A 24,542-nucleotide genomic window follows, 5' to 3' on the forward strand; every position below is an offset into this window, starting at 1 on the left:
ACAGTCGCAGTTAAATGCTACGAAGGTAGACTATACGCTGAATTTATTCTTCTAATCTCAAATCTAGGCCTAGACCTTTAAGTTCATGCATCAATACGTTGAATGATTCTGGTAATCCAGGTTCTGGCATTGGCTCACCTTTTACGATTGATTCATAGGTCTTAGCTCTACCAATTACATCATCTGATTTTACCGTAAGAATCTCACGCAATGTTGCTGATGCTCCATAGGCCTCTAGTGCCCAAACCTCCATCTCTCCAAAACGTTGACCTCCAAACTGTGCTTTACCACCTAAAGGTTGTTGCGTAATCAAAGAGTATGGTCCAATAGAACGCGCGTGCATCTTATCATCTACCATATGACCTAGCTTAAGCATATATATCACACCTACTGTTGCAGGTTGGTGGAAACGCTCTCCCGTTCCTCCATCATACAGATAAGTATGTCCATATTGTGGGATACCGGCTTCATCAGTCAATTTATTGATTTCATCAATGGATGCACCATCAAAAATTGGTGTCGCATATTTAGTTCCTAGTTTTTGACCGGCCCAACCTAATACGGTTTCATAAATCTGTCCAATGTTCATCCGAGATGGTACACCAAGTGGATTAAGTACGATATCAACAGGAGTTCCATCTTCTAAGAATGGCATATCTTCTTGACGAACGATACGGGCAACTATACCTTTGTTTCCGTGGCGTCCCGCCATTTTGTCCCCTACTTTAAGTTTACGCTTTTTAGCGATATACACTTTAGCAAGTTTAAGAATACCAGCAGGGAGCTCATCTCCAACAGAGATCGTAAATTTCTCCCTTCTTAGATTACCTTGAAGATCATTCTCCTTAATCTTATAATTGTGCAACAGATCTGCTACCATTTTATTTGTAGCTTCATCAGTAGTCCATTTACCATTAGTCAAGTGAGCGTAGTCATCTACAGAATTCAACATCTTAAGGGTAAATTTCTTCCCTTTTGGAAGAACATCTTCACCTAAATCATTTTGAACTCCCTGTGATGTTTTACCGCTAACAATCGCAAAAAGTTTTTCAACTAATCGATCTTTCAATTCGGTAAATTTCGCTACATATTCTGACTCTAATCGTGCGATATCCTCTTTATCCTGAGCTCTTTTGCGCTTATCTTTGATTGCTCTGGCAAAAAGTTTTTTATCAATTACCACACCGTTAAGTGATGGTGAGGCTTTCAAAGATGCATCTTTCACATCGCCTGCTTTATCACCAAATATAGCACGAAGTAGTTTTTCTTCAGGAGTTGGATCACTTTCTCCTTTTGGAGTAATTTTTCCAATTAATATATCTCCTGGATTAACTTCGGCACCAATACGAATCATTCCATGTTCATCCAGATCTTTTGTAGCCTCTTCAGAAACGTTAGGAATGTCATTCGTCAATTCCTCATTACCTAATTTAGTATCTCTTACCTCAAGGGAGTATTCATCAATGTGAATAGATGTAAATACGTCTTCACGCACCACTTTTTCAGAAATCACAATCGCATCCTCAAAGTTATATCCCTTCCAAGGCATAAAGGCAACTTTCATATTTCTACCTAAAGCAAGTTCACCTTTTTGGGTAGCATATCCCTCACAAAGCACCTGGTTCTTCTCAACTCGATCTCCAACATTTACAATTGGTTTCAGGTTGATCGAAGTTCCCTGATTTGTTTTTCTGAATTTTATAAGATTATATGTTTTAGAGTCATCATCAAACGACACTAATCGATCATCATCGCTACGATCATACTTGATTGTTACCTTTTGAGAATCTACATATTCTACTACTCCAGGTCCTTCGGCATTTATAAGTACTCTTGAGTCTGAAGCTACTTGACGCTCAAGACCTGTTCCTACAATTGGAGAGTCTGTACGTAATAAAGGTACCGCCTGGCGCATCATGTTTGATCCCATCAACGCACGGTTTGCATCATCATGCTCTAAAAATGGAATAAGTGATGCTGAAATTGACGCAATCTGATTAGGCGCAACGTCTGCATAACTTACCGTACTTGGCTCAACAACCGGGAAGTCCCCTTCCATACGTGCAATTACACGTTCCGTATCAATTTTATTGTTTTTTCCTAACGGAATATTCGCCTGAGCGATTAATTGCTCTTCTTCTTCTTCTGCCGATAGATATACCGGAGGAGTATCTGTATCTAATTTACCATCTTTTACATGACGGTAAGGCGTCTCAATGAAGCCCATACTATTTACCTTAGCGTATACTGCTAAAGAAGAGATTAGTCCAATGTTTGGACCTTCAGGCGTTTCAATAGGACAAAGTCTACCGTAGTGCGTAAAATGAACATCTCGTACCTCAAATCCTGCTCTTTCTCGTGAAAGTCCACCAGGTCCTAAAGCGGAAAGTCTACGCTTGTGTGTGATCTCTGCTAATGGATTGGTTTGATCCATAAATTGAGAAAGCTGGTTTGTTCCAAAGAAGGAATTGATAACCGAAGACAAGGTCTTTGCATTGATCAAATCTATTGGTGTGAACACCTCGTTATCACGTACATTCATACGCTCACGAATTGTTCTGGCCATACGCGCTAATCCAACTCCAAACTGCTGTGATAATTGCTCACCTACTGTTCTAACACGACGGTTAGATAAGTGATCAATATCATCAATTTCTGCTTTAGAATTGATAAGCTCAATAAGATACTTAATGATGGTAATGATATCTTCTTTGGTAAGCACTTGCTTGTCCATAGCAATATCAAGACCTAATTTTTTATTCATTCTATAACGACCAACTTCACCTAAATTGTAGCGTTGATCAGAGAAGAATAATTTATCAATAATACCTCTTGCAGTTTCCTCATCTGGCGGTTCAGCATTACGCAATTGACGATAGATATGCTCAACAGCTTCTTTTTCTGAATTCGTTGGATCTTTTTGTAGAGTATTATGAATAATCGCATAGTCACCTGAAGAGTTATCTTCTTTATGAAGCAGGATTGTTTTTGTTCCTGTTTCAAGAATTTCTTCAATATGCTCTTTTTCAAGCACAGTATCCCGATCTAATACAATTTCATTACGCTCAATAGAAACTACCTCACCAGTATCTTCATCTACAAAATCTTCATACCACGTATTTAGCACACGTGCGGCAAGTTTTCTACCTAAGTATTTCTTTAAGCCGGTTTTAGAAACTTTGATTTCTTCCGCAAGGTCAAAAATCTCTAAAATATCTTTATCGCGCTCAAATCCAATTGCACGGAAAAGTGTTGTAACCGGTAATTTCTTTTTACGATCGATATAGGCATACATCACATTATTGATGTCTGTCGCGAATTCAATCCATGATCCTTTAAATGGAATTACTCTGGCAGAATATAATTTGGTTCCATTCGCGTGAAATGACTGACCAAAGAATACCCCTGGTGAACGGTGTAATTGAGAAACTACGACACGCTCTGCTCCATTGATACAAAATGTACCACTTGGAGTCATATATGGAATCACACCAAGGTACACATCTTGTACGATGGTTTCAAAATCTTCGTGTTCTGGGTCTGTACAGTACAGTTTAAGACGCGCTTTTAATGGAACGCTGTAGGTCAAACCTCGCTCAATACATTCTTGAATGCTGTAACGTGGTGGATCAACAAAATAGTCTAAAAACTCTAGGACAAATTGATTACGTGTATCTGTAATCGGGAAATTTTCCATGAAGGTGTTGTACAATCCTTCTTGGTTTCTCTCATCAGTTTTAGTTTCTAACTGGAAAAAATCCTGGAATGACTTGATTTGGATATCAAGAAAATCCGGATAGTCTGGTTTATTTTGGACTGAAGAGAAATTGAAACGTTCTTTTTGCATATCTAACATCGATCGTCGAAATTTATGTTGCTATCATGACCTGTCATGATAGGCTTTAATTGAAATAGAACTTCTATCAAAAGAGTACTTTTTAAAGCACCTTTAAGGGGTATGCGTATATACGCAAAATGGTCTAGACCTCAAGGCGTTTAATCCTGAGGTCTAAACCTTACTGTATACAGGTGTTAAGCTTACTTAAGCTCAACCTCTGCTCCTGCTTCTTCTAATTGTGCTTTAAGTGCTTCAGCTTCGTCTTTAGCAACTCCTTCTTTTACTGGGTTAGGAGCACCATCAACTAATTCTTTAGCATCTTTAAGACCTAAACCTGTCAATTCTTTCACAAGTTTAACAACTGCTAATTTAGAAGCACCAGCTGCTTTAAGGATTACATCAAATTCTGATTGCTCCTCTGCAGCTTCGCCACCACCAGCAGCTCCACCACCAGCTACAGCTACAGCTGCAGCAGCAGGTTCGATACCATATTCATCTTTTAAGATGTCAGCTAATTCGCTAACTTCTTTAACCGTAAGGTTAACTAATTGTTCTGCAAAATCTTTTAAATCTGCCATTTTCTATCGTTTTAATAAAATTGTAATATAAATAATTGAGTGCGTACTAATTTATCCTTCCTTTTCAGAAAGTGTTTTAAGAATTCCTGCAAGCGTTCCGCCACCTGATTTAAGGGCGCTGATAACGTTTTTAGCAGGAGATTGTAATAATCCAATGATATCTCCAACAAGCTCATCCTTAGATTTAAGGCTGGCCAATGTTTCAAGAGAATCATCCCCGTAAAATAAAGCTTCTTCAATGTAAGCTCCTTTTAAAATAGGACGTTCGGATTTTTTTCTAAATTCTTTGATCACTTTCGCCGGTGCATTACCGGTTTCTGAGATCATTAAAGAGGTGTTTCCTTTTAATACCGTAGGAAGTTCTCCAAAATCTTTGTCTGAACTTTCCATCGCTTTTTCAAGCAAGGTATTTTTAACTACAGACATCTTTACGTTTGCTTTAAAACAAGCACGACGTAAGTTAGATGTAGTTCCAGCATCTAGACCAGATATATCTGCAAGGTAAATTGCATCTGTATCTTTTAATGTTGCAGTTAAGTCTTCTATTACTCTAGCTTTTTCTTCTCTAGTCATAACTTATGGGTTTACTGCAAAATTTTTAGTGTCTATTTCAATACTTGGGCTCATGGTGCTTGACATGTAAATGCTCTTGATGTAAACCCCTTTTGAAGTTTGCGGCTTAAGCTTTACCAGCGTAGTAATAAGCTCTCTTGCGTTACCTGCAATTTTATCAGCATCAAAAGATGCTTTTCCAACAGCGGCATGTACAATACCCGTCTTATCTACTTTAAAGTCAATTTTACCAGCCTTAACATCTGTTACTGCTTTAGCAACATCCATAGTAACTGTTCCTGTCTTGGGGTTAGGCATTAATCCACGTGGACCTAAAATACGTCCTAGCGGGCCTAATTTACCCATTACGCTTGGCATGGTGATGATCACATCAACATCTGTCCAACCGCCTTTTATTTTATCAAGGTATTCATCTAAGCCAACGTAATCAGCTCCAGCTTCCTTAGCCTCGTCTTCCTTATCTGGAGTAACAAGTGCTAATACTTTTACATCTTTACCAGTACCGTGTGGTAGAGAAACTACTCCTCTTACCATTTGATCTGCTTTACGCGGATCAACATTCAAACGTACTGCAAGATCAACTGAAGGGTCAAAGTTTGCCTTAGAAATCTCCTTAATCAAAGCAGAAGCTTCAGCAACGGTATACGACTTGGTATTGTCCACCTTTGCGTGTGTCTCTTTTTGCTTTTTAGTTAATTTTGCCATTTCTAAATTCTTTTTTTTGAATTACGCAGGTGCTTGACCACCTTTTACGTTAACTCCCATAGAACGTGCAGTTCCTGCAACCATTCTCATAGCAGATTCTACCGTAAAGGCATTTAAGTCCTGCATCTTATCTTCAGCGATTGTTCTTACTTGGTCCCAAGAAATTGTAGCTACTTTTTTACGGTTTGGTTCACCAGAACCTTTTTTCGTTTTGGTAGCTTCTAAAATCTGTACCGCTGCGGGTGGTGTTTTAATTACAAAATCAAAAGATTTGTCTTTATATACTGTAATTACAACCGGTAAAACTTTACCAGCTTTATCTTGAGTCCTCGCGTTAAACTGCTTACAGAACTCCATGATATTAACACCAGCAGCACCTAAAGCCGGACCTACAGGTGGAGACGGGTTTGCTGCCCCTCCTCTTACTTGTAGTTTTACAACCTTACCTACTTCTTTTGCCATTTTTCTAATTTTTAAGGTGGAAGGATTTTACAGTGGAAGCAATAAAATCAATCCGATATATATAGCGTAACAGTCTACTTATTAAACTTTTTCTACTTGCATGTAACTAAGCTCTAATGGCGTTTTTCTTCCGAAAATTTTTACCATCACTTCAAGCTTGCGTTTTTCTTCATTCACTTTCTCAACCGTACCGTTGAATCCATTAAATGGCCCATCAATCACTTTTACGGTTTCACCAATTGTATATGGTATAGCAATACTGTCCTCTTTAATAGACAATTCATCTACTTTACCTAACATTCGGTTTACTTCTGTTCTTCTAAGTGGCACAGGATCTCCTCCTTTTGTTTCTCCTAGAAAACCAATCACCCCATTGATTCCTTTGATAATATGAGGAACCTCTCCTTCAAGATTGGCTTGAATCATAATATACCCCGGAAAGTAAACACGTTCTTTATGAATCTTCTTTCCGTTTCTAATTTGTATTACCTTTTCAGTAGGTACAAGAATTTGATCGATATTATCTTCTAAACCATGGTGAGAAATCTCACGTTCGATATAGTCCTTAATCTTATTCTCTTGCCCACTTACAGACCGAACAACGTACCATTTTTTTGTATTCTCTTCTACCATCACCTAGGAACGTTTATGATTTAACCCACTTAAAGTACTGCTCAATAACATTACTAAACACAGTGTCAACACCCCAAATAGCTAATGAAAATATCACAGAAAACAAAAGCACCACTACAGATAGACGTTGTGCCTCTGCAAATGTTGGCCATGTTACATGATTCTTTAACTCATTGTATGATTCTTGTACGTATGTTGTAATTCCAGCCATTTTGTTTTAATCAGAAATTCTACTTTCTATTTTATCGTAATACTATGAGATTAACCTAATTAATTTAAGCACACTCAGTATATAATCTTAAAGCATATCCCAATACTTCGGGACTTGCTTCCCAATTCTTTGCTTTGCAAGGGTTGAGAGACTCCTTTCGACTGCACTCAAGGCAGGCTTTTTATCTCACAATCCTTTGCTTTGCACGGGTTGAGAGACTCGAACTCCCGACACCTGGTTTTGGAGACCAGTGCTCTACCAACTGAGCTAAACCCGTCTAAGGGAATTCACTTCAATAAAACCCCCGTTAACATAAGTCAAGGCGTCCGCCATATGGCGGACACCTTTTCTTATCAATACTATATAAGTATATTATTCTGTAATCTCAGTAACCTGACCTGCACCTACAGTTCTACCACCTTCACGGATAGCAAAACGCAATCCAATATTAAGTGCAATTGGTGCGATAAGCTCAACGTTGATTGTTAAGTTATCTCCAGGCATTACCATTTCAACGCCATCAGGAAGACTAATTGTTCCTGTTACATCAGTTGTACGCACGTAAAACTGTGGACGGTAGTTGTTATGGAATGGAGTGTGACGCCCACCTTCTTCTTTCTTAAGGATATACACCTCAGCTTTGAATTTGTGGTGTGGAGTAACACTTCCTGGCTTAGCGATAACCATACCTCTAGAGATTTGAGTTTTCTCAATACCTCTTAAAAGGATACCTGCGTTATCTCCAGCTTCACCTCTATCAAGGATCTGACGGAACATCTCAATACCTGTAACAGTAGATGTCAATTTACCAGCACCCATACCGATGATCTCTACAGGATCACCAGAGTTGATAATACCAGTTTCAATACGACCGGTAGCAACAGTACCACGACCAGTAATTGAGAATACATCTTCAATAGGCATTAAGAAATCTTTCTCAACATCGCGCTTTGGAAGCTCAATCCAAGAATCAACCTCTTCCATTAATTTAATTACAGTATCTACCCATTTTTGCTCACCATTAAGTGCACCAAGAGCAGAACCTTGAACTACAGGTCCGTTATCACCATCATACTCATAGAAAGATAATAGATCTCTGATTTCCATTTCAACAAGCTCTAAAAGCTCCTCATCATCCACCATATCCACTTTATTCATGAATACAACAATTCTAGGAATACCAACCTGGCGTCCTAAAAGGATGTGCTCACGAGTTTGTGGCATTGGACCATCAGTAGCTGCAACAACTAAGATAGCACCATCCATCTGTGCAGCACCTGTAACCATGTTCTTTACGTAATCGGCGTGACCTGGACAGTCAACGTGCGCGTAGTGACGGTTTGCAGTTGCGTACTCAACGTGAGAAGAGTTAATTGTAATACCACGCTCTTTTTCTTCTGGAGCGTTGTCAATTTGATCAAAAGCAGAAGCTTCTGAAAAACCTGCGTCAGCTAAAACTTTAGTGATCGCAGCTGTAAGGGTTGTCTTTCCGTGATCCACGTGACCGATAGTACCGATGTTAACGTGGGGTTTGGAACGATCGTAAGTTTCCTTTGCCATAATGAATGATTATTAATCCTAGTTTATAATAGTTGTTTCAAAAAATATACAATACCTAAAAGCCAACAGAAGGTTTACATTTTTTTGTAAATTTTCTGCGACTCATTCTCTATTTATCCAATAGAGCCAACGACGAGAATTGAACTCGTGACCTCTTCCTTACCAAGGAAGCGCTCTACCCCTGAGCTACGTCGGCCGTTAGGATTAATGCTTCCTTTAAACGAAAGGAAAACAAAAACAGATTACTCTGTTTTCTTAGAGCGGGAGATCAGGTTTCCCGAAATAAATTCGGAACAGGCTTCTCACCTTACTCTTTTTCTTCTATATGAATGATGTCATTAAACAATCATTCAATACATAAAGAACTTTTTAGAGCGGGAGACCAGGTTCGAACTGGCGACATTCAGCTTGGAAGGCTGACGCTCTACCAACTGAGCTACTCCCGCATTTATAATTAAGTTATTCTTAATTAATGGTATTCAATATTTCAATTTTTCTTTTGCTTTCCGCTTTCGCGGAAATTAAAAGTGGGGAGAGCAGGATTCGAACCTGCGAAGTTAAAAACAACGGAGTTACAGTCCGTCCTCGTTGGCCGCTTGAGTATCTCCCCCTCAAATTCGTCTTACATCAGTATTTTATAGAACTTTTTACTTTTTTAAGAGCCGATGGAGGGACTCGAACCCACGACCTGCTGATTACAAATCAGCTGCTCTAGCCAGCTGAGCTACATCGGCTTTTTAGTGCTTTTTGAGCATAAAAAAGTCCGCTATTTCTAACGGACTGCAAATATATAAAGTTTATTTCTTACACAAAACTTTTATGCAAAAAATATTTATGCATAAAAAGTTTGCTTTTGTTTGCGTTTGGAAAGCTGCCTGGAGAGTGAACTTATGCACTCATCAATCCCTGCCTCAAACGTCTTTGATTTCTTCTTAATAATGGTTTCACTCTTTGGAATACTGAGTAAAATCTCGGTTATCTTATTTTCAGGATTACTTGTGCTTTGCACTTTAAGAAAAACATCAGCATAAATAATCTTATCGTAATACTGCTCTAACTTACTTAACTTTTTGTGGATAAAGTTGACTAGTTTTTGATCTACTGTAAAATTTACAGACTGCACATTCACTTTCATACGCATATTGATTTAGGTTAGACGTGATATCTATTTCTTTTTGTTGCGAGGATGCGCATCTTTATACACTTGTGATAATTGCGCTATGCTGTTGTGAGTATATACTTGTGTTGAAGCTAGACTTGAATGCCCCAACAACTCTTTCACCGCATTTAAATTCGCTCCCTCATTTAAAAGATGTGTGGCAAATGAGTGTCTCAAAATATGAGGACTCTTCTTTACCTTACTAGATACCAAACTAAAGTAATTATTTATGATGCGATAAACAAGTGTTTCATAAATTTTAAGTCCCTTTTTGGTTAAAAACAAATAACTATTATTTGTACTATCAACGGTATTTCTACTACTAATATACTTCGTACAGGTTTTTATAACCATGGGCAATAATGGTATATACCGCTCCTTGTTTCGCTTTCCCAATACTTTGAGCATATGATTAGAAAGATCAACATCACTTAGCTTAATATTGATTAACTCTGCTCTTCTTATCCCTGTACTGTAAAACAATTCTACAATAAGCTTATTTCTAATACCTTCAAAATCTGTGGTATCAAACGAATCTAATGCTGCAGTAATCTCCTTTTCTGAAAAAGGCACCTGTACTTGTTTAGGAATTTTAAGGGACTGATGCTTGCGAAGTGGGGAAGCTTCGATAGCCTCTATCTTGAGCAAAAATTTATAATAGGACTTAAGGGATGATATTTTGCGGTTAATGCTTCGGTTAGAAATGCCTAGATCGACCAAATGTACAATCCAGTTTCTAATTTGAGTATAATGTGCTGTGCTGATGTCTTTTTGGTCATATTCCGAAGAAATAAAAACCAAAAATTCTTCTAAATCCCTTTTATACGCAGAAATAGTATGAACAGAGTAATTTTTTTCTAGCTGAAGGTAATCAAGGAAGGAAGAAACAGGCATAAAAAAACTGTTAGTCCACAAAGTTAACAAACTAAGTAAACCAACAGTAATATGTTTGCAAAGAAAAGTTCTAGAACTCTTCCTGATCTCTCAAGTGCTGAATATAAGCGGCCTTTTGAACAGTAGCTCTTCGCTCAACTGAAGGTTTTGTAAAGTGTTGACGTGAACGTAGCTGACGCATCGTCCCGGTTTTGTCAAACTTTCGCTTATAACGCTTTAGCGCTCTATCAATATTTTCTCCGTCTTTTACTGGTATAATTAACATAGACTAACACCTCCTTTCAAATGAGCGGCAAATATATAATAAAACTTTGAGTTAGATTAATTTTAATTCAGTTTGATTAATAAAATTTTAATGACCATACCGAATAGCTCTTTGGCGGGGCTTGAATCTTTACCCATTGCCCGCTTTGAGTCGTTGGCTGCCAGCTTGAATTACCGGTATAATCTTTAATCTGTTGGCTAGACCAATTAGTTTGTATCCAACGTTCTTTCCAAGAGTTAGAATTATTAATGTAAACAATTAGACCTGGTTTACCACCGCCTCCATTGCGCTTCGCGATATACTCATCGTTATCTGTCCATAAATTTGTCGTATTCCCTCCTGCAAGGTTATTATGAATCCATATAAGATTATTCATCTTATTCTTATTTAACCACTCTTCATAATCACGATAGAAAATTGCGGGATAACCCTCATGTGTTAAAATGTAGGCATAAGCGAGTAATTTATTGGTGTAGATCTCATCTGTATCGTGGTTGGCAACAAAGGTAACCGCACGAGATGCATTTCTTTTCCAGAGCATATCACCATTAAGTGCATTAAGATTACCACCAACAAATGCATCTTTCATTTTGTAATAGCATGCAAAGTCAAACGCAGACATTTGTGCATTATCTGTCCACCATTTTAAAGTATTCACATTACCATCCCAGTATTCTCCTACTCCAAATCCACCTGCACTATTTCTAAATTCTTTGGCTACCCAAGGCTCAAAACCTTTTACGTAATCAAAGCGCCATCCGTCAAATTTCATGGTATTTTTGTAGTATTTAGCTACTGAATTTGAGCGTTTCCACAACCAATCTTGTACGTAGGACTTGTGGTGACATAGATCTGGAAATCCTCCAAATGCCCCAGAATCATTCGAGTGATAATCATTAGGGTGAAAATCATACTGAGATCGATCAAATTTATTTGACATAGGTTGATAATCAGTATAGGTATTGCTATTTGTGAAAACATTGTATTCTGAATCTCCCCCACTGTTGTGATTCAATACGATATCTGCGATGACGCTCAAACCGTAATTGTGAGCTCTGTCTATAAGGCTAACTAGTTCTGTACGGGAACCAAAACGAGTCTCTGTGCTTCCCATTTGGTTAAACTCGCCAAAGTCATAAAAGTCAAACGGATCGTAACCCATAGAAAAGGGACCATTTTGCGCCTTGCTTGCAGGTGGAAGCCAAATTGCGTCTATCCCTGCGTTACTCCAAGACTGCACCTTGCCTCGTACCGTATTCCACCAATTACCCCCACCTGGCACATCCCAGTAAAAAGCTTGCATCATTACACCAGAGCCTATAGGTTTGAGCCCTGCCCTACTGGTAGTTTCATCGTCGAGAAGTTGAGATTCTTGAAGAAGTTCGTTTTTTTGGTTGTCAAGAAGTTCTTCTGTAAGACTATCCTTGTCACAGGAAACAAAAACGAACAAAACAGAGATAACGTAGAAAAAATGTTTAAAATTTATCATTTTCATAATTATTTGGTTAGATACTTGTGAAATTATGAAAATATAACATACGAAAACGTTTGAATTTTCACTCAAACGTTTTCGTGTTAATAAGATTTATTGGAACAGGCTTTAAATGATTGAAACCAAATTTTTAGAATTTATATAGAAATTGACTTTTGATTAATTCAATACGAACAAAAAAACTAAGTCGCCGGCTTATACTCTTTCTTATCGATCACCATCTTCGCAATTATTTCCCGAAGTATCTCAGAAGTTCCTCCACCTATAGGACCAAGTCTGCTATCGCGAAGCATTCTGGCTAGTGGATACTCTTCGACATAGCCATAACCTCCCAGAAATTGTAGGCAATCGTAAATCGCCTGATCTGCCATTTTAGTCGATAACAACTTTGACATAGTAGCTTCTTTCACCACATATTCATTATTATCTAACCGCTTTGTAATGGCATAATTAAAGGTTTTACACATTTCAATCTCACTGGCAATATCTGCGATCTTATGTCGTAATGCCTGAAATTCATTTAAACGTTTACCAAACGCCATTCGATCATGCATATATCCTAAAGCGTAATCTAGCGCATATTCTGCACGTGCATGAGCATTCACCCCCATGATCAATCGCTCCAATGCTAAATGTTGCATGAGGTAATTAAATCCTTTATTCTCTTCACCCATTAAATGATCTGCCGGAATTCTGACCTCATCAAAGGCGATCTCTGCGGTGTCTGATGCTCTCCAACCTAGCTTGTCTAATTTTGTTGCTGATATACCTGGAGTATCACGATCAATTAAGAAAATACTAATTCCCTTGTTGCGATCTTTAGGAGATGTCTTAGCTGAAACGACCAGATAGTCTGAATAAACACCGTTTGTAATAAATGTTTTTGAACCATTGATCACCCACTCATCACCATCCTTAACAGCGGTAGTTCTCATGCCTGCAACATCAGATCCACCAAAGGGTTCTGTGATACATAAGCAGCCTATCATCTCACCGGTGATACTCTTAGCAAGGTATTTATGTTTGATTTCTTCGCTGCCTTCAGCATTTAAATGTGTCATCGCTAAGTAGGCATGCGCCCACATTGCAGCAGCAAATCCACCCGAATTTATTTTTTGAAGCTCTTCTAAAAAGATGACGGTGTAGAATAAGTCTAAATCCAGTCCACCATATTCTTCGGGATAGTTGATCCCAAAAAATCCCATCTCACCAAACTTCTCCCAAATAAAACGCTCTATGGTGCCAGATTTTTCCCACTTGTCAATATGAGGAACGACCTCTTTTTGCAAAAAATCCTGTAGACTTTTACGAAATAATTCGTGTTCCTCTGCGAAATATCCGGTCGGCATTTCCAATTCTGTTGTCATCATAGTTTTAAAATGCTATTGCTGATTATACAGCAGTTACAAATTCCATAATTCTCAAAAAAATCGCATTTGATTATGAAATCTCAATTCAACTGTAAATATAATTTAATTCTATCTAATTTTTCAACAGGAAAGTCCTCTATTTTTTTTAATTCCTCAAAAGACTGAATGACTCTGACTTCTTTTCTATAGTTCACAATTATGCGTGCCGTTTCATAGTCCATCCCGGGGATTTTTATCAAGTCTGGAACTCCTAGAATATTAAGGTTTTGTTTATCAATTTTCTTTGGGGTTTTGATCGCAAAAGTTTCCAAGAGTTTTGTAATGACTTGTGGATCTAGACGCTCTATATCTTTTAATTGATCTGGCGCTGAAAAGCCGCCGAGTTCCTCACGGTAGGCAATAATTCTACCGGCAAAATAGGGACCTATGCCAACGACTTTTTCCAGATCACTAGCTGAAGCTTTATTCAAGTCCTGTTTTTGGTTATAGCTGAGCGTTCGCCTTTTAAATGTATTAGATGAAGCCGAAGGATTTGTCACCCAGTCTGGAAACTTAAAAAGATGTGCAAAGGTATTGAGCAACGAGTCTGAAACTTGGGTCACGCGTTGAAAGTCTTGCTTTGAATTTACCCATTTACCGGAATCCCTGTACGCATGCAGCCGATCAATCTCTGCCACACTCATCCCCAGCGTATAGCCTTTATAATCTGTGATGTAATTGGGATTAAAGGGAAATTGTTTCGGCTTGTGATCTTCAATTTTTTGCTGCTCTAACGAGTCAATGAGTACTTTAAATTGTTCGATATCTTCTTGAGAAAACTGAGATTTGTTTTCTTCCGCGGAAGCGAATGGATAGAAAAAGTAAACCAACTGAACAACGATGATCAGCAGTACCAATAAAAAAATCCCATTTCGCTGACCAAAGTCAAAACTAAAATGGGATTTTATGTTTTTCATGATGATGACTTAAGTGATCATCAATGCAATTTACGCATTTTCGTCAATAGATGTTACTTTCAATTTGATTGCATCCAAATAACGCTTAAGCTGTTTTTTGACAACAGGAAACAAGAAATATAATCCAATCATGTTTGGAAATACCATCGCGAAAATCATCGCGTCAGAAAATGCCCAAATTGAATTCATACTCGCTGCTGCTCCAATCACAACAAAAGCTAAGAATAAAAATTTATAGGTTAAATCTGCGGCTTTTCCTCTACCAAACAAAAATTTCCAGGATTGCAATCCATAATAGGACCAAGAAATCATAGTGGACACAGCAAATAAGACTACTGCGATCGTTAAAAATACCTTGGAATAGGGAATGTACTCTGCAAAAGCGATTGAAGTAATCCCTGCTCCCTCATAAGGCAAACCATCAATCATCACTACACCTGTTCCATCACCACCGTATTCAAAGAACCCACCAAAATTAAAAATAATAATCACTAAGGCCGTCATTGTACAAATGACTACCGTATCGATAAATGGTTCTAATAGTGCCACGAGACCTTCAGAAGCAGAGTACTTGGTTTTTACAGCAGAGTGAGCAATAGATGCAGAACCTGCTCCTGCTTCATTTGAGAACGCTGCTCGCTTAAATCCTACCAGCAGCACTCCAATAACTCCGCCTACGCCAATTGCCTTAGGATTAAATGCTTCTGTAATAATTAATCCAACGGCATCGTCGATAAAGGTGAAATTACTTAAGATAATGTATAAACAGCATAATATATACAGTAACGCCATAAACGGAACAACTTTTTCAGTAACCTGTGCAATTCTCTTAATTCCTCCAATGATAATAATACCGACTAATACTGCCAGTACAATACCAACGATAGCTCCTGCAGCGGTACTTTCCCAGTTAAATAGTTCTTTGATTACAATAGTTGCCTGATTACTTTGTGCGGCATTACCCCCGCCAAAGGAACCTCCGATACAAAAAATAGCAAAAATCGCCGCAGCTATTTTACCAAATGTTTTAAATCCTCGTTCTCCAAGTCCTTTACTGATATAATACATTGGACCACCATACACTGTTCCATCTGGACCCACATCTCTATATTGAACCCCCAAGGTACATTCCACAAATTTCGTGCTCATTCCCAGCAATCCACATATGATCATCCAAAATGTCGCCCCGGGACCTCCTAATGCAATTGCCAAGGCTACACCAGCAATATTCCCATTTCCTACTGTCCCAGAAACAGCTGTTGCCAGTGCTTGAAAGTGGGAAACCTCTCCATCAGAACTTTCATCTCGTATCGTGTCTACAATATCACCGTCTACCGCTAACTCATCAATCGTCTCTAAGTGTTTATCAAGACTATCCACCTTGGTCATATCCTGACCTTGGGCGATACCTCCTTCTCCGTAAAGTTCTTTTGCTCCGTACTTCTCAATGTCTTCGTATTTACCGCGAACCGTATTGATCGCTTTACCAAAATATCTAATGTTTGGAAAACCAAAATAGATGGTAAAAAATGCTGCACTACCCACTAAAAGTATAAGGACAAATGGTGTGCCCATAATTTCAAAAAAGATCAATCCAGAAAAGAAATCTGCTACGGGCTGAAACGCCTGATCGATCTGTTGATCCAATCCAATTTCTTCGGTTTCCTGTGCAAAAGTGAAAAGTGGAAGTAGTGTCGCTAATAGTGCGAACTTGATTTTTCTCATTGTAGCTATATTATGGATGATTTTTCTTGACGGAGCAAGATGTGAAAAAATTACAGCTTATTCAAGCAATTTGTTATAAAATTGTTAAGGTAACTTTTAGTCACTGTAATACTCATTGAGATTCTTTATTTGATGGGGAGTCCCAATAACGATAAGCTTTGATCCTTTTTCAATTAATAAATCTGCTTCTGGATTAACCTTATACCTGCCGTCTGGTGTTTTGTAGCCTATGATCGTACAACCTGTATTACGACGCACATCAATTTCACGGATGGTACGCTCTACTTCGTCTTTGCACACGTTCTCAAAAGGAATTTCTTGCACGTTGACATTTTCAGAATCACTCAACTGGATATTGTCCAAAAACTCCACTAAATCTGGTACTACCACTAAAGAAGCCATATGATCTCCACCAATGCGGTCTGGCATGATCACATTATCTGCACCGGCTAATTTGATTTTCTTATAACTAGTATCTTCAGATGCTCTACTAATAATTTGCAAGTCTTTATTTAATTGACGTGCAGATAGAACAACGAATAAATTATCTGCATCCTTAGGCAATGCAGAAATTAAGGTTCCTGCCTCTAAAATTCCAGCTTCCTCTAAAATCTCATCCTCATTTGCATTTCCCTTAACAAAAAGTAGGCCTTCATTTTGATTTCGCTCAATCACTTCTTCGTCCCTTTCTATAATAACAAAGGATTTGCCGTAGGCTTTTAGTTTTTGCACTGCTTGTTTTCCGTTTCTACCATAGCCACATACAATGACATGCTGCTTAAGCTGATTTATTTTATGTTTCAATTGTTTCTTTTTAAGACGTTCAACAGAATTTTGACTAATAAAATATTCACTGATTACTTTAACAGCATACCCTAAAATTACTACACTCGATACAATTAAAGTTACGGTAAAAAGCTTTGCCAGATCTGAGAGCCGACCCACTTCTCTAAAACCAACGGTGCTTATAGTTATCACCGTCATATAAATGGAGTCTATCCAACTAAACTCCATAATAATCTTATACCCTACCGTGCCATATATTAAAATGGCAATCATGAGTAGTATAGCTACATAAATACGAGATTTAATTAGTCCAAACATTACAAATCAAATACAGATGATCGTTTAGCATAAATCAAATCTTTAAGACGAAGCCAAAATGCCAAGGTAAGATATAATCCAAACCCTAACCCAAAAGTCGCAAACGAGACATAAATAAAAAAAAGGCGAACACTTTTTGCGCGCATACCCAGTCTATCTGCCAGTCGAGAACTCACGTAAAATCCCCTGCGCTCAAAAAAATGCCGTGTTGATCGAATTAAGCTTCGCATACCGCAAATTAACAATTAATCTTTTATGATTCTTGTGAAATGAGTTTAATTCCTATCGCACAACGTAAACAACGATTTTTGTCACAGTATTCCCTTTTTAATTGTATAACAGCCTGAGATTCTAATGCACTTTTCACACAATTTTCGCGTAATGCATTAAACCCTTTTGAAATACTATTTTTCTCTGGAGCAACCTCTCGAACCAAGCGAAATAATTCACTGTGATCACGCCCTTTATACACTGCATAGCTAAATTGAATAGGAACTACAGCATTTATGAGTAGTAAATCCATAAATGACTTCGTTAACTTTTTCTTTCGTGGTGTTCCTTCTTTACTAAAGGTATAATGGGTTTTCCAAAAGGGAGAAATATCGATCTCTTCAAGATAATCATAACCCTCTTTTTTAGTCTTCGCCGAAATTAATCCTGAAAATAAATCTGCATGCTTAGAATATACTGCCGCAAGTTGAGCTAAACGAATCGTGGGGAAATTATCTGGTCGTAAACGGAAAAACTTCGCCTCCATGCCACAATTAGGTTTCAACTGAAACTTATGTGCGAGGTACTCAAACCGCTTTTTTAGCTCCGCGCCGTAAGGAACATCACCGATCTCATCAAGCATTCCCGTCATCCCGAAGAATAGTGCTTCAAGATCCTGCTGGTCAGTTCTTACTCTTCGAATGACATTAAACGGAATGTGTTGCGCCATATTCAAAAAGGCTTCACCATTCACGTTCAGCCCCATGCTTTTGGACAAAAGCATAAACAAAACTGCTTCCCAATCGTTGTTATATTGATCTAACAGCGTATCAATTACCTTAGTTTTATCTTGCAGTCGTTCTGTGAATACGCGCTCTAACCACAAGGCAAGTTCAAAACCATCGATGGATGAAAAATCCTTTTCGCAATTGATCCATGCTCCTTTGCGTTGAATGAGATGCTGGTATTTTTTTAGCTCATCCTTATTTACATATGTTGAAATATTAAGCGTAGGAATGACGGTATTGTCTTTTCTAAACACCTCAACATCATGTTCCCAAACTACATGCAGGATAACATTGTCATAAGCTGGATCGCTTTCATGACCATGAACATACCAATCACTGGATTTAAGATGAATCTCAACGTTACCTGCCCAGTTTTGGTCTCCAATTTTCAGTTGAGCTGCGAAAAAGTCCGGACCTGAATGCTGATTATGCTCTCCGGTTTTGACCAGTGTAATTTCTTCTCCTGCAGTAGTTTTTGCTTCCGCGAAAGCGAACTTTTTATATTTCCAGAGGTAGTGAAGATAATCCTCTTTCATGGGAATCTGGTTATTGAGTTATTTGTTATTGGGTTATTATACTATTGCGCAAAAACGCTAAAGTAGAACATAGAACATAGAACATAGAACATAGAATGAAAATACGATACAAATTCAACATGCGATGTAAATCAGAAAAACTCACCACTCACAGACTCATAACTCACTAGCTCATCCCTAATACCTAATACCTATTACCTAATACCTTAAATTATCTCGCAAAGACGCCAAGACGCAAAGGTAGAACGTAGAACGTAGAACGTAGAACGTAGAACGTAGAACGTAGAACGAAAATACGATACAAATTAAAAATTACAGATAAACCAGAAAAACTCAACGCTCACAAACTCACAAACTCACCACTCACAGACTTACAGACTCAATAGCTCATCAACTCACCAGCTCATTCCTACAACCTAATACCTACTCATCAAGCCAGCCCATCTTAGCCATCCACTCATCATTATACATTTTACCTACATAGCGACTCCCGTGATCGTGAAACAAAACCACCACCACATCATCTGGTCCAAAATGCGCTTTAAGTTGTAACAAGCCCTTGATGGCTGCTCCGGCAGAGTTCCCTAAAAACATGCCTTCTTTTTTAGCTAACTTTCGGGTATAGACGGCAGCGTCTTTATCTGTTACTTTGGTAAATCCATCAATGATTTCAAAACGCACATTTAGCGGTAAAATATCCTCGCCTATCCCTTCTGTTACATAAGGATAGATTTCGTTTTCGTCAAAGATTCCGGTTTCATGGTATTTTTTAAAGACAGATCCATAGGTATCAATTCCCCAAACTTTTACGTTTGGATTCTTCAGCTTTAAAAAGCTTCCTACTCCAGATATGGTTCCGCCTGTACCTACACCCACTACAAAATGAGTAACCTTTCCATCGGTTTGATCCCAAATTTCAGGTCCGGTAGACTGAAAATGCGCTTTACAATTGGAAGGGTTATCGTACTGGTTTACGTACCAGCTGTTCGGGATTTCTGTCGATAAACTTTTTGAAACCGAATAGTACGAACGCGGATCATCTGGTGCCACATCTGTTGGGCACACATGCACCTCACTCCCCACGGCACGCAGAATGTCAATCTTCTCCTGACTTTGCTTATCGCTAATCACACAAATCATTTTGTAGCCTTTGATGATCGCAGCAAGGGCTAATCCCATCCCGGTATTCCCGCTGGTTCCTTCAATAATGGTACCGCCGGGTTTGAGTCTGCCATCAGCTTCGGCATCTTCAATCATTTGTAATGCCATACGATCTTTTACCGAGTTGCCCGGATTAAAAGTTTCGTATTTGGCCAAGACTGTGCAGGGTAAATCTTTTGTTATATGGTTGAGTTTCACTAAGGGAGTATTCCCAATAGTTTCAAGAATATTATTAGCGTAATTCATGTATAAATATTGAAAAACAAAGGTAGCTGAAATAAATGCCCAATCAAAAATGATCAATGGGCTAAAATTTGATTTCCGTCATGCGGTGAAAGAAATAAGTAAGAACTAGGCGAACTTAAAAAATTGCATCACTCAAACTTAATCACCTTTGCGGGTGAAATACGTGTGATAATAAAGGAGGGAATGATCAAAATGAGTAAGCAAAGTAGTAAGGTACTTAAATTAATGGCGGTGATGTATTTCCAGTTCAGATAAACCGGCGCTTCTGTCACAAAATAGGTTTTTGGATCCAAGGGAATCACATTAAAATACTTTTGAATAAGCAGCATCCCAATTCCGATCAAATTCCCAAAAAAAAGTCCCACCAGCATTAAATACGAAGCATTGTATAAAAACACTTTGCGTATGCTCCAGTCAGAACTACCCATGGCTTTTAGCATCCCGATCATTTGCGCGCGTTCTAAGATCAATACTAACAAGGCAGTAATCATATTGATAGCCGCAATGATAATCATGATCCCAATGATCAAGACGATATTAAAATCAAGCAATGCCAGCCACTCAAAATCTGCCCCAAATTCTGTTTTGATTGTTCGTGCATCTAATAAAGAGCCCACTTCTTCATAGATTTGAGCTCCAACCCGATCTATATCATCAAAATCTGAAACAAATACCTCAAAATGACCGATCTCATTCTCGTTCCATTTGTTTAAACGCTGAATATGCCGAATATCGGCAAACAAATAGGTTTGATCAAATTCCTGAAAGCCGCTGTTATAGGTCCCCACCACCTTAAAAGGACGCAGCAAGGTAGTTTGTTTATCTTCTTTGATAAAGTGAGTAACAACGGTATCTCCTACTTCAAATCCCAGACGATCCGCTAAATATTCTGAGAGTAAAATCTCAGTATTCAAGCTTCCGGTAAAGTCGGGTAATCGACCTTGAATCAGATATTCTTCAAAGTATTTCCAGGCATACTCTTCACCTACTCCCTTGACTATAATTCCTTCAAAATCAGTTTCGGTTCGAATAATTCCGTACTTGGTTGCCACGGCTTGGATGTGCTCCACCTCTTCGACTTGAAAAAAGTCAGGGTAGAACTCCTGATTCTTATCCACAGGCACCAAAGAAATTTTGGAACTATTATTGTCATAGTTATCAATGAGCACATGCCCGTTGAAAGCAGTAATTTTATCGCGGACTTTCATCTGCAATGCCTTAACCGAAGAAATCGTAATAATCATCATGATCACCCCAACTGCAATCGCAACCATGGCAATTTTCATTATCGGCGCTGAAATACTACTTTTATGCCGTTTGGCACCAATTAATCGTTTTGCTATGAATAAAGGTAGATTCACTCCTGCATGGGTATTATTACAACCGTTCAAAAATACCATTTTATTTGTGGCTTTAATCTTTTTTGGGTCTTCAAATGCGCAAGAGCTGCAGGATCAAAATGTTCAGGTTTTTTTTGACACAACTTTTTTTGATGGAGAACCAAGTTCCAACCCACATCAACGAATGGGTGCACATCAATTAGAAGAATATCTGCACTTGCTGGAGGGAAAACGGGTTGGCGTGGTGGCGAATCAGACTTCGGTGATTTTTCATACCGAAAAACAGCAGCAAAATAAAATTAAGATAGATGCTCAAGGCAATCCTGTAGAAATAATTAATGCTGTTGAAGAAGTCGTTATCCCGAAGCATACGCACTTAGTAGATTCATTACTCTCTTGCGGAGTCAAAGTCAAAAAAGTCTTTGCCCCAGAGCATGGTTTTAGAGGGAAAGCCGATGCAGGCGAAGTGGTCAAGGATGGCATCGATAAAAAAACCGGTCTGCCTATTATTTCGTTGTACGGAAAAAATAAAAAACCAAGCCCAGCCATGCTCCAAAATATTGACGTAGTGATTTTTGATATTCAGGATGTGGGTGCCCGTTTCTACACCTATATTTCTTCGTTACATTATGTGATGGAGGCTTGCGCCGAAAATAATATCCCGCTAATCGTATTAGATCGACCCAATCCCAATGGTCACTACATCGACGGACCCATCTTAGAAAAAGAATACAAAAGCTTTGTAGGCATGCATCCTATCCCTGTGGTACACGGAATGACTATTGCAGAATACGCGCAACTAATCAATGGCGAAAAATGGTTAAAAAATGGTGTTCAAGCCAAATTGCATCTCATCAAAATGCCTACGTATGACCGAAAAAGCCGCTATTCACTCCCCATCAAGCCATCGCCCAATTTGCCTAACGATCAGGCTATTTCTTTATACCCAAGTGTATGCTTCTTTGAAGGAACAAACATCAATGCCGGTCGCGGAACAGCACAACAGTTTCAAGTCTTTGGATCACCTTTTTTGAATCCCAAAAAATTTACCTACACCTACACACCTCAACCTAATGAAGGTGCGGCTCATCCAAAACACAAAGCAACGCTTTGTTATGGAAAACAGTTGATGCCTAAAGAACGCCTTAGTTTACTCAACCTGGAATATCTGATTGACGCCTATAATCACACCGCTGACAAAAAAGAGTTCTTTAATGACTTTTTTACCAAACTAGCCGGAACTAAAACCCTTCAGCAGCAAATAGAACAGGGCTATACTACTAGAGAAATTAGAAAAACCTGGTTCCAAGGATTGCAAGAGTTTGAAAAGACCAGAGAAAAATACTTATTGTATTAAGTTTATAGAGGCCAGCCCTTCGACATGCTCAGGGTGACAATATTAGAGGTTATAAAATCACTAGCTAAATGCTTATAACTAATAGCTAATAACTCAATGCTAATAGCTAATAGCTAAACACTCAAATCTTGGCATACCTCTCCTTCATCTTCTCCACAATATTAAACGCTGCCGGGCATACAGCGACATTCTTTAAGGTCAGGTGGCTGATCTGCTGAAATTTTTTGCGGTCGGTATGAGGGAATTCGGTGCAGGCCTTGGGCCGAATGTCATAAATCAAACAGGAGTTGTCTGCTGCTAAAAAGGTACAGGGAACTGACTGTAAAATGTAGTCATTGTCTTCATCTAGCTGTAAATATTCATCCACTAAGGCCGAAGGCTTCATTCTAAACGACTTAGAAATTCGTTTGATATCAGTTGGTGTAAACAAAGGCCCCGTAGTTTTACAGCAATTCGCGCAGGTCATGCAATCGGTTTGTTGGAACTCTTCTTCATGAAGTTCTTCCATGACCCTGTCTAAATCTTTGGGGGTGCGTTTCTTGAGCCGGGCAAAGAACTTTTTGTTTTCGGGATGCTTATCTTTGGCCAACTTGGGTAAATGCTCAAGCTTCTCTTTCATAGGTGCAAAATTAGTGAATTATGAGTGATGTATTGGGACAAGCCATGCTTGATTATTTGGCTAATCAACATGAGGAAAATATTACAGTGCAATCTCCTGATTTTGATGATGATGTCATCCCGGTAGAATATTTATTCCGATCGTTTAGAGAAATGCCTATCCTAGAACAAAAAGCACTTGAGTTAGCAAAGGGCGAAACACTGGATGTAGGGTGTGGTGCCGGAAGTCACGCACACTATCTTGCCACAGAAAAGAATTTAAACGTCACCGCCATTGACACATCGCCAGGAGCAGTGGAAGTATGCCGTCTTCGCGGAATTAAACAAGCACGTGTTATCGACTTCTATGATCTTGAATCAGCTCCATGCGATACCATTTTGATGTTAATGAATGGTACCGGAATCATGAAAAACCTGGCGTATGCTGAAGCTTTTTTTACGCAACTCAAGAGGCTTCTTTCTCCTGCCGGGCAGGTTCTCATAGACTCCTCTGATTTAAGGTATCTCTTTGATGAAAATGAAGATGGTGGAATATGGATTGATGCTTCACAGGGATACTACGGTGAATTAACCTACCGCATGAAATACAAACACCTTCAAACCGACTGGTTTGATTGGCTGTATCTAGATTATGCTAGTCTTGAGGATCTAGCAAACACTTTTGGGTTTAATTGTGAGCTGGTGCAAGAAGGAGCCCACTTTGATTATTTGGCGAGGTTAACGTTATCTCCCCATACCCCCCAAAGTGGGGATTAGTACTA

23 protein-coding genes and 5 tRNA genes are annotated in these 24,542 nt (G+C 38.7%); 2 read left to right on the top strand and 26 right to left on the bottom strand.

The window, feature by feature from the left end:
- Positions 1 to 43 precede the first annotated feature (43 nt).
- From rpoB to ABD000_RS01660, 25 genes are all read right to left on the bottom strand, one after another.
- Entirely contained in the window at positions 44 to 3,856 is a 3,813-nt protein-coding gene (rpoB, locus tag ABD000_RS01540) for a DNA-directed RNA polymerase subunit beta (protein ID WP_343762925.1), read from the bottom strand.
- 182 nt (positions 3,857 to 4,038) lie between these two features.
- Complete coding sequence (gene rplL / locus ABD000_RS01545; RefSeq protein WP_343762927.1) at positions 4,039 to 4,416, bottom strand: 50S ribosomal protein L7/L12; 378 nt, start codon at positions 4,414 to 4,416, stop codon at positions 4,039 to 4,041.
- 51 nt (positions 4,417 to 4,467) lie between these two features.
- Positions 4,468 to 4,989 (bottom strand): 50S ribosomal protein L10, encoded by a 522-nt coding sequence (gene rplJ / locus ABD000_RS01550; protein WP_343762930.1) that lies wholly within the window; start codon positions 4,987 to 4,989, stop codon positions 4,468 to 4,470.
- Between the two features lie 3 nt (positions 4,990 to 4,992).
- On the bottom strand, positions 4,993 to 5,694 hold the full coding sequence (rplA, locus tag ABD000_RS01555) for a 50S ribosomal protein L1 (RefSeq protein ID WP_343762934.1): 702 nt from the start codon (positions 5,692 to 5,694) through the stop codon (positions 4,993 to 4,995).
- Between the two features lie 21 nt (positions 5,695 to 5,715).
- Positions 5,716 to 6,156, bottom strand: a complete 441-nt coding sequence (rplK, locus tag ABD000_RS01560) for a 50S ribosomal protein L11 (RefSeq protein WP_343762937.1) — start codon at positions 6,154 to 6,156, stop codon at positions 5,716 to 5,718.
- 81 nt (positions 6,157 to 6,237) lie between these two features.
- Entirely contained in the window at positions 6,238 to 6,789 is a 552-nt protein-coding gene (nusG, locus tag ABD000_RS01565) for a transcription termination/antitermination protein NusG (protein WP_343763989.1), read from the bottom strand.
- A 13-nt stretch (positions 6,790 to 6,802) separates the two neighbouring features.
- On the bottom strand, positions 6,803 to 7,000 hold the full coding sequence (gene secE / locus ABD000_RS01570; protein WP_343762939.1) for a preprotein translocase subunit SecE: 198 nt from the start codon (positions 6,998 to 7,000) through the stop codon (positions 6,803 to 6,805).
- A gap of 204 nt (positions 7,001 to 7,204) precedes the next feature.
- A tRNA-Trp gene (locus ABD000_RS01575) sits at positions 7,205 to 7,277 on the bottom strand.
- Between the two features lie 95 nt (positions 7,278 to 7,372).
- The gene (tuf, locus tag ABD000_RS01580; protein WP_343762941.1) at positions 7,373 to 8,560 is read right to left on the bottom strand and encodes an elongation factor Tu; all 1,188 of its coding nucleotides are present in this window, start codon (positions 8,558 to 8,560) and stop codon (positions 7,373 to 7,375) included.
- Positions 8,561 to 8,684: 124 nt separating this feature from the next.
- Positions 8,685 to 8,756: transfer RNA gene (locus ABD000_RS01585), tRNA-Thr, on the bottom strand.
- Positions 8,757 to 8,933: 177 nt separating this feature from the next.
- Positions 8,934 to 9,006 (bottom strand) — tRNA-Gly (locus ABD000_RS01590).
- 82 nt (positions 9,007 to 9,088) lie between these two features.
- Positions 9,089 to 9,170, bottom strand: a tRNA-Tyr gene (locus tag ABD000_RS01595).
- Between the two features lie 50 nt (positions 9,171 to 9,220).
- Positions 9,221 to 9,294: transfer RNA gene (locus ABD000_RS01600), tRNA-Thr, on the bottom strand.
- A gap of 98 nt (positions 9,295 to 9,392) precedes the next feature.
- The gene (hpf, locus tag ABD000_RS01605; RefSeq protein ID WP_343762943.1) at positions 9,393 to 9,695 is read right to left on the bottom strand and encodes a ribosome hibernation-promoting factor, HPF/YfiA family; all 303 of its coding nucleotides are present in this window, start codon (positions 9,693 to 9,695) and stop codon (positions 9,393 to 9,395) included.
- A 30-nt stretch (positions 9,696 to 9,725) separates the two neighbouring features.
- The gene (locus tag ABD000_RS01610) at positions 9,726 to 10,613 is read right to left on the bottom strand and encodes a tyrosine-type recombinase/integrase (RefSeq protein ID WP_343762945.1); all 888 of its coding nucleotides are present in this window, start codon (positions 10,611 to 10,613) and stop codon (positions 9,726 to 9,728) included.
- Between the two features lie 70 nt (positions 10,614 to 10,683).
- Entirely contained in the window at positions 10,684 to 10,878 is a 195-nt protein-coding gene (gene rpsU, locus ABD000_RS01615; RefSeq protein ID WP_343762947.1) for a 30S ribosomal protein S21, read from the bottom strand.
- A gap of 76 nt (positions 10,879 to 10,954) precedes the next feature.
- Positions 10,955 to 12,373, bottom strand: a complete 1,419-nt coding sequence (locus tag ABD000_RS01620; RefSeq protein WP_425545341.1) for an alpha-amylase — start codon at positions 12,371 to 12,373, stop codon at positions 10,955 to 10,957.
- Between the two features lie 179 nt (positions 12,374 to 12,552).
- Positions 12,553 to 13,719: an acyl-CoA dehydrogenase family protein gene (locus ABD000_RS01625; protein WP_343763993.1), complete on the bottom strand. Its 1,167-nt coding sequence runs from the start codon at positions 13,717 to 13,719 to the stop codon at positions 12,553 to 12,555.
- A gap of 101 nt (positions 13,720 to 13,820) precedes the next feature.
- Positions 13,821 to 14,696 (bottom strand): ComEA family DNA-binding protein, encoded by an 876-nt coding sequence (locus ABD000_RS01630; protein ID WP_343762949.1) that lies wholly within the window; start codon positions 14,694 to 14,696, stop codon positions 13,821 to 13,823.
- Positions 14,697 to 14,726: 30 nt separating this feature from the next.
- Positions 14,727 to 16,421, bottom strand: a complete 1,695-nt coding sequence (locus ABD000_RS01635; RefSeq protein WP_343762951.1) for an alanine/glycine:cation symporter family protein — start codon at positions 16,419 to 16,421, stop codon at positions 14,727 to 14,729.
- A 96-nt stretch (positions 16,422 to 16,517) separates the two neighbouring features.
- Positions 16,518 to 17,525, bottom strand: coding sequence for a potassium channel family protein (locus tag ABD000_RS01640; protein WP_343762953.1), 1,008 nt, complete (start codon positions 17,523 to 17,525; stop codon positions 16,518 to 16,520).
- Positions 17,525 to 17,755: a PspC domain-containing protein gene (locus ABD000_RS01645; protein ID WP_343762955.1), complete on the bottom strand. Its 231-nt coding sequence runs from the start codon at positions 17,753 to 17,755 to the stop codon at positions 17,525 to 17,527. The genes ABD000_RS01640 and ABD000_RS01645 overlap by 1 nt, the downstream gene beginning before the upstream one ends.
- Before the next feature lie 23 nt (positions 17,756 to 17,778).
- A complete protein-coding gene (locus ABD000_RS01650; protein ID WP_343762957.1) occupies positions 17,779 to 19,059 on the bottom strand; it encodes a DUF2851 family protein in 1,281 nt (426 codons plus the stop codon).
- A 423-nt stretch (positions 19,060 to 19,482) separates the two neighbouring features.
- A complete protein-coding gene (locus ABD000_RS01655; protein WP_343762959.1) occupies positions 19,483 to 20,466 on the bottom strand; it encodes a PLP-dependent cysteine synthase family protein in 984 nt (327 codons plus the stop codon).
- A gap of 128 nt (positions 20,467 to 20,594) precedes the next feature.
- Positions 20,595 to 21,827: an ABC transporter permease gene (locus tag ABD000_RS01660; protein ID WP_343763995.1), complete on the bottom strand. Its 1,233-nt coding sequence runs from the start codon at positions 21,825 to 21,827 to the stop codon at positions 20,595 to 20,597.
- Between ABD000_RS01660 and ABD000_RS01665 the strand changes: the two genes are divergently transcribed.
- A complete protein-coding gene (locus tag ABD000_RS01665) occupies positions 21,808 to 23,163 on the top strand; it encodes an exo-beta-N-acetylmuramidase NamZ family protein (protein WP_343762961.1) in 1,356 nt (451 codons plus the stop codon). The two genes, ABD000_RS01660 and ABD000_RS01665, sit on opposite strands and share 20 nt — an antisense overlap.
- Before the next feature lie 121 nt (positions 23,164 to 23,284).
- Here ABD000_RS01665 and ABD000_RS01670 read toward each other — a convergent pair whose 3' ends face one another.
- Positions 23,285 to 23,782 (bottom strand): YkgJ family cysteine cluster protein, encoded by a 498-nt coding sequence (locus tag ABD000_RS01670; RefSeq protein WP_343762964.1) that lies wholly within the window; start codon positions 23,780 to 23,782, stop codon positions 23,285 to 23,287.
- A 20-nt stretch (positions 23,783 to 23,802) separates the two neighbouring features.
- On the opposite strand from ABD000_RS01670, the gene ABD000_RS01675 reads away from it, so the two are divergent.
- Positions 23,803 to 24,537, top strand: coding sequence for a class I SAM-dependent methyltransferase (locus ABD000_RS01675; protein WP_343762967.1), 735 nt, complete (start codon positions 23,803 to 23,805; stop codon positions 24,535 to 24,537).
- Positions 24,538 to 24,542: the final 5 nt, after the last annotated feature.

The organism is Gangjinia marincola (assembly GCF_039523415.1).
Classification (GTDB): domain Bacteria; phylum Bacteroidota; class Bacteroidia; order Flavobacteriales; family Flavobacteriaceae; genus Gangjinia; species Gangjinia marincola.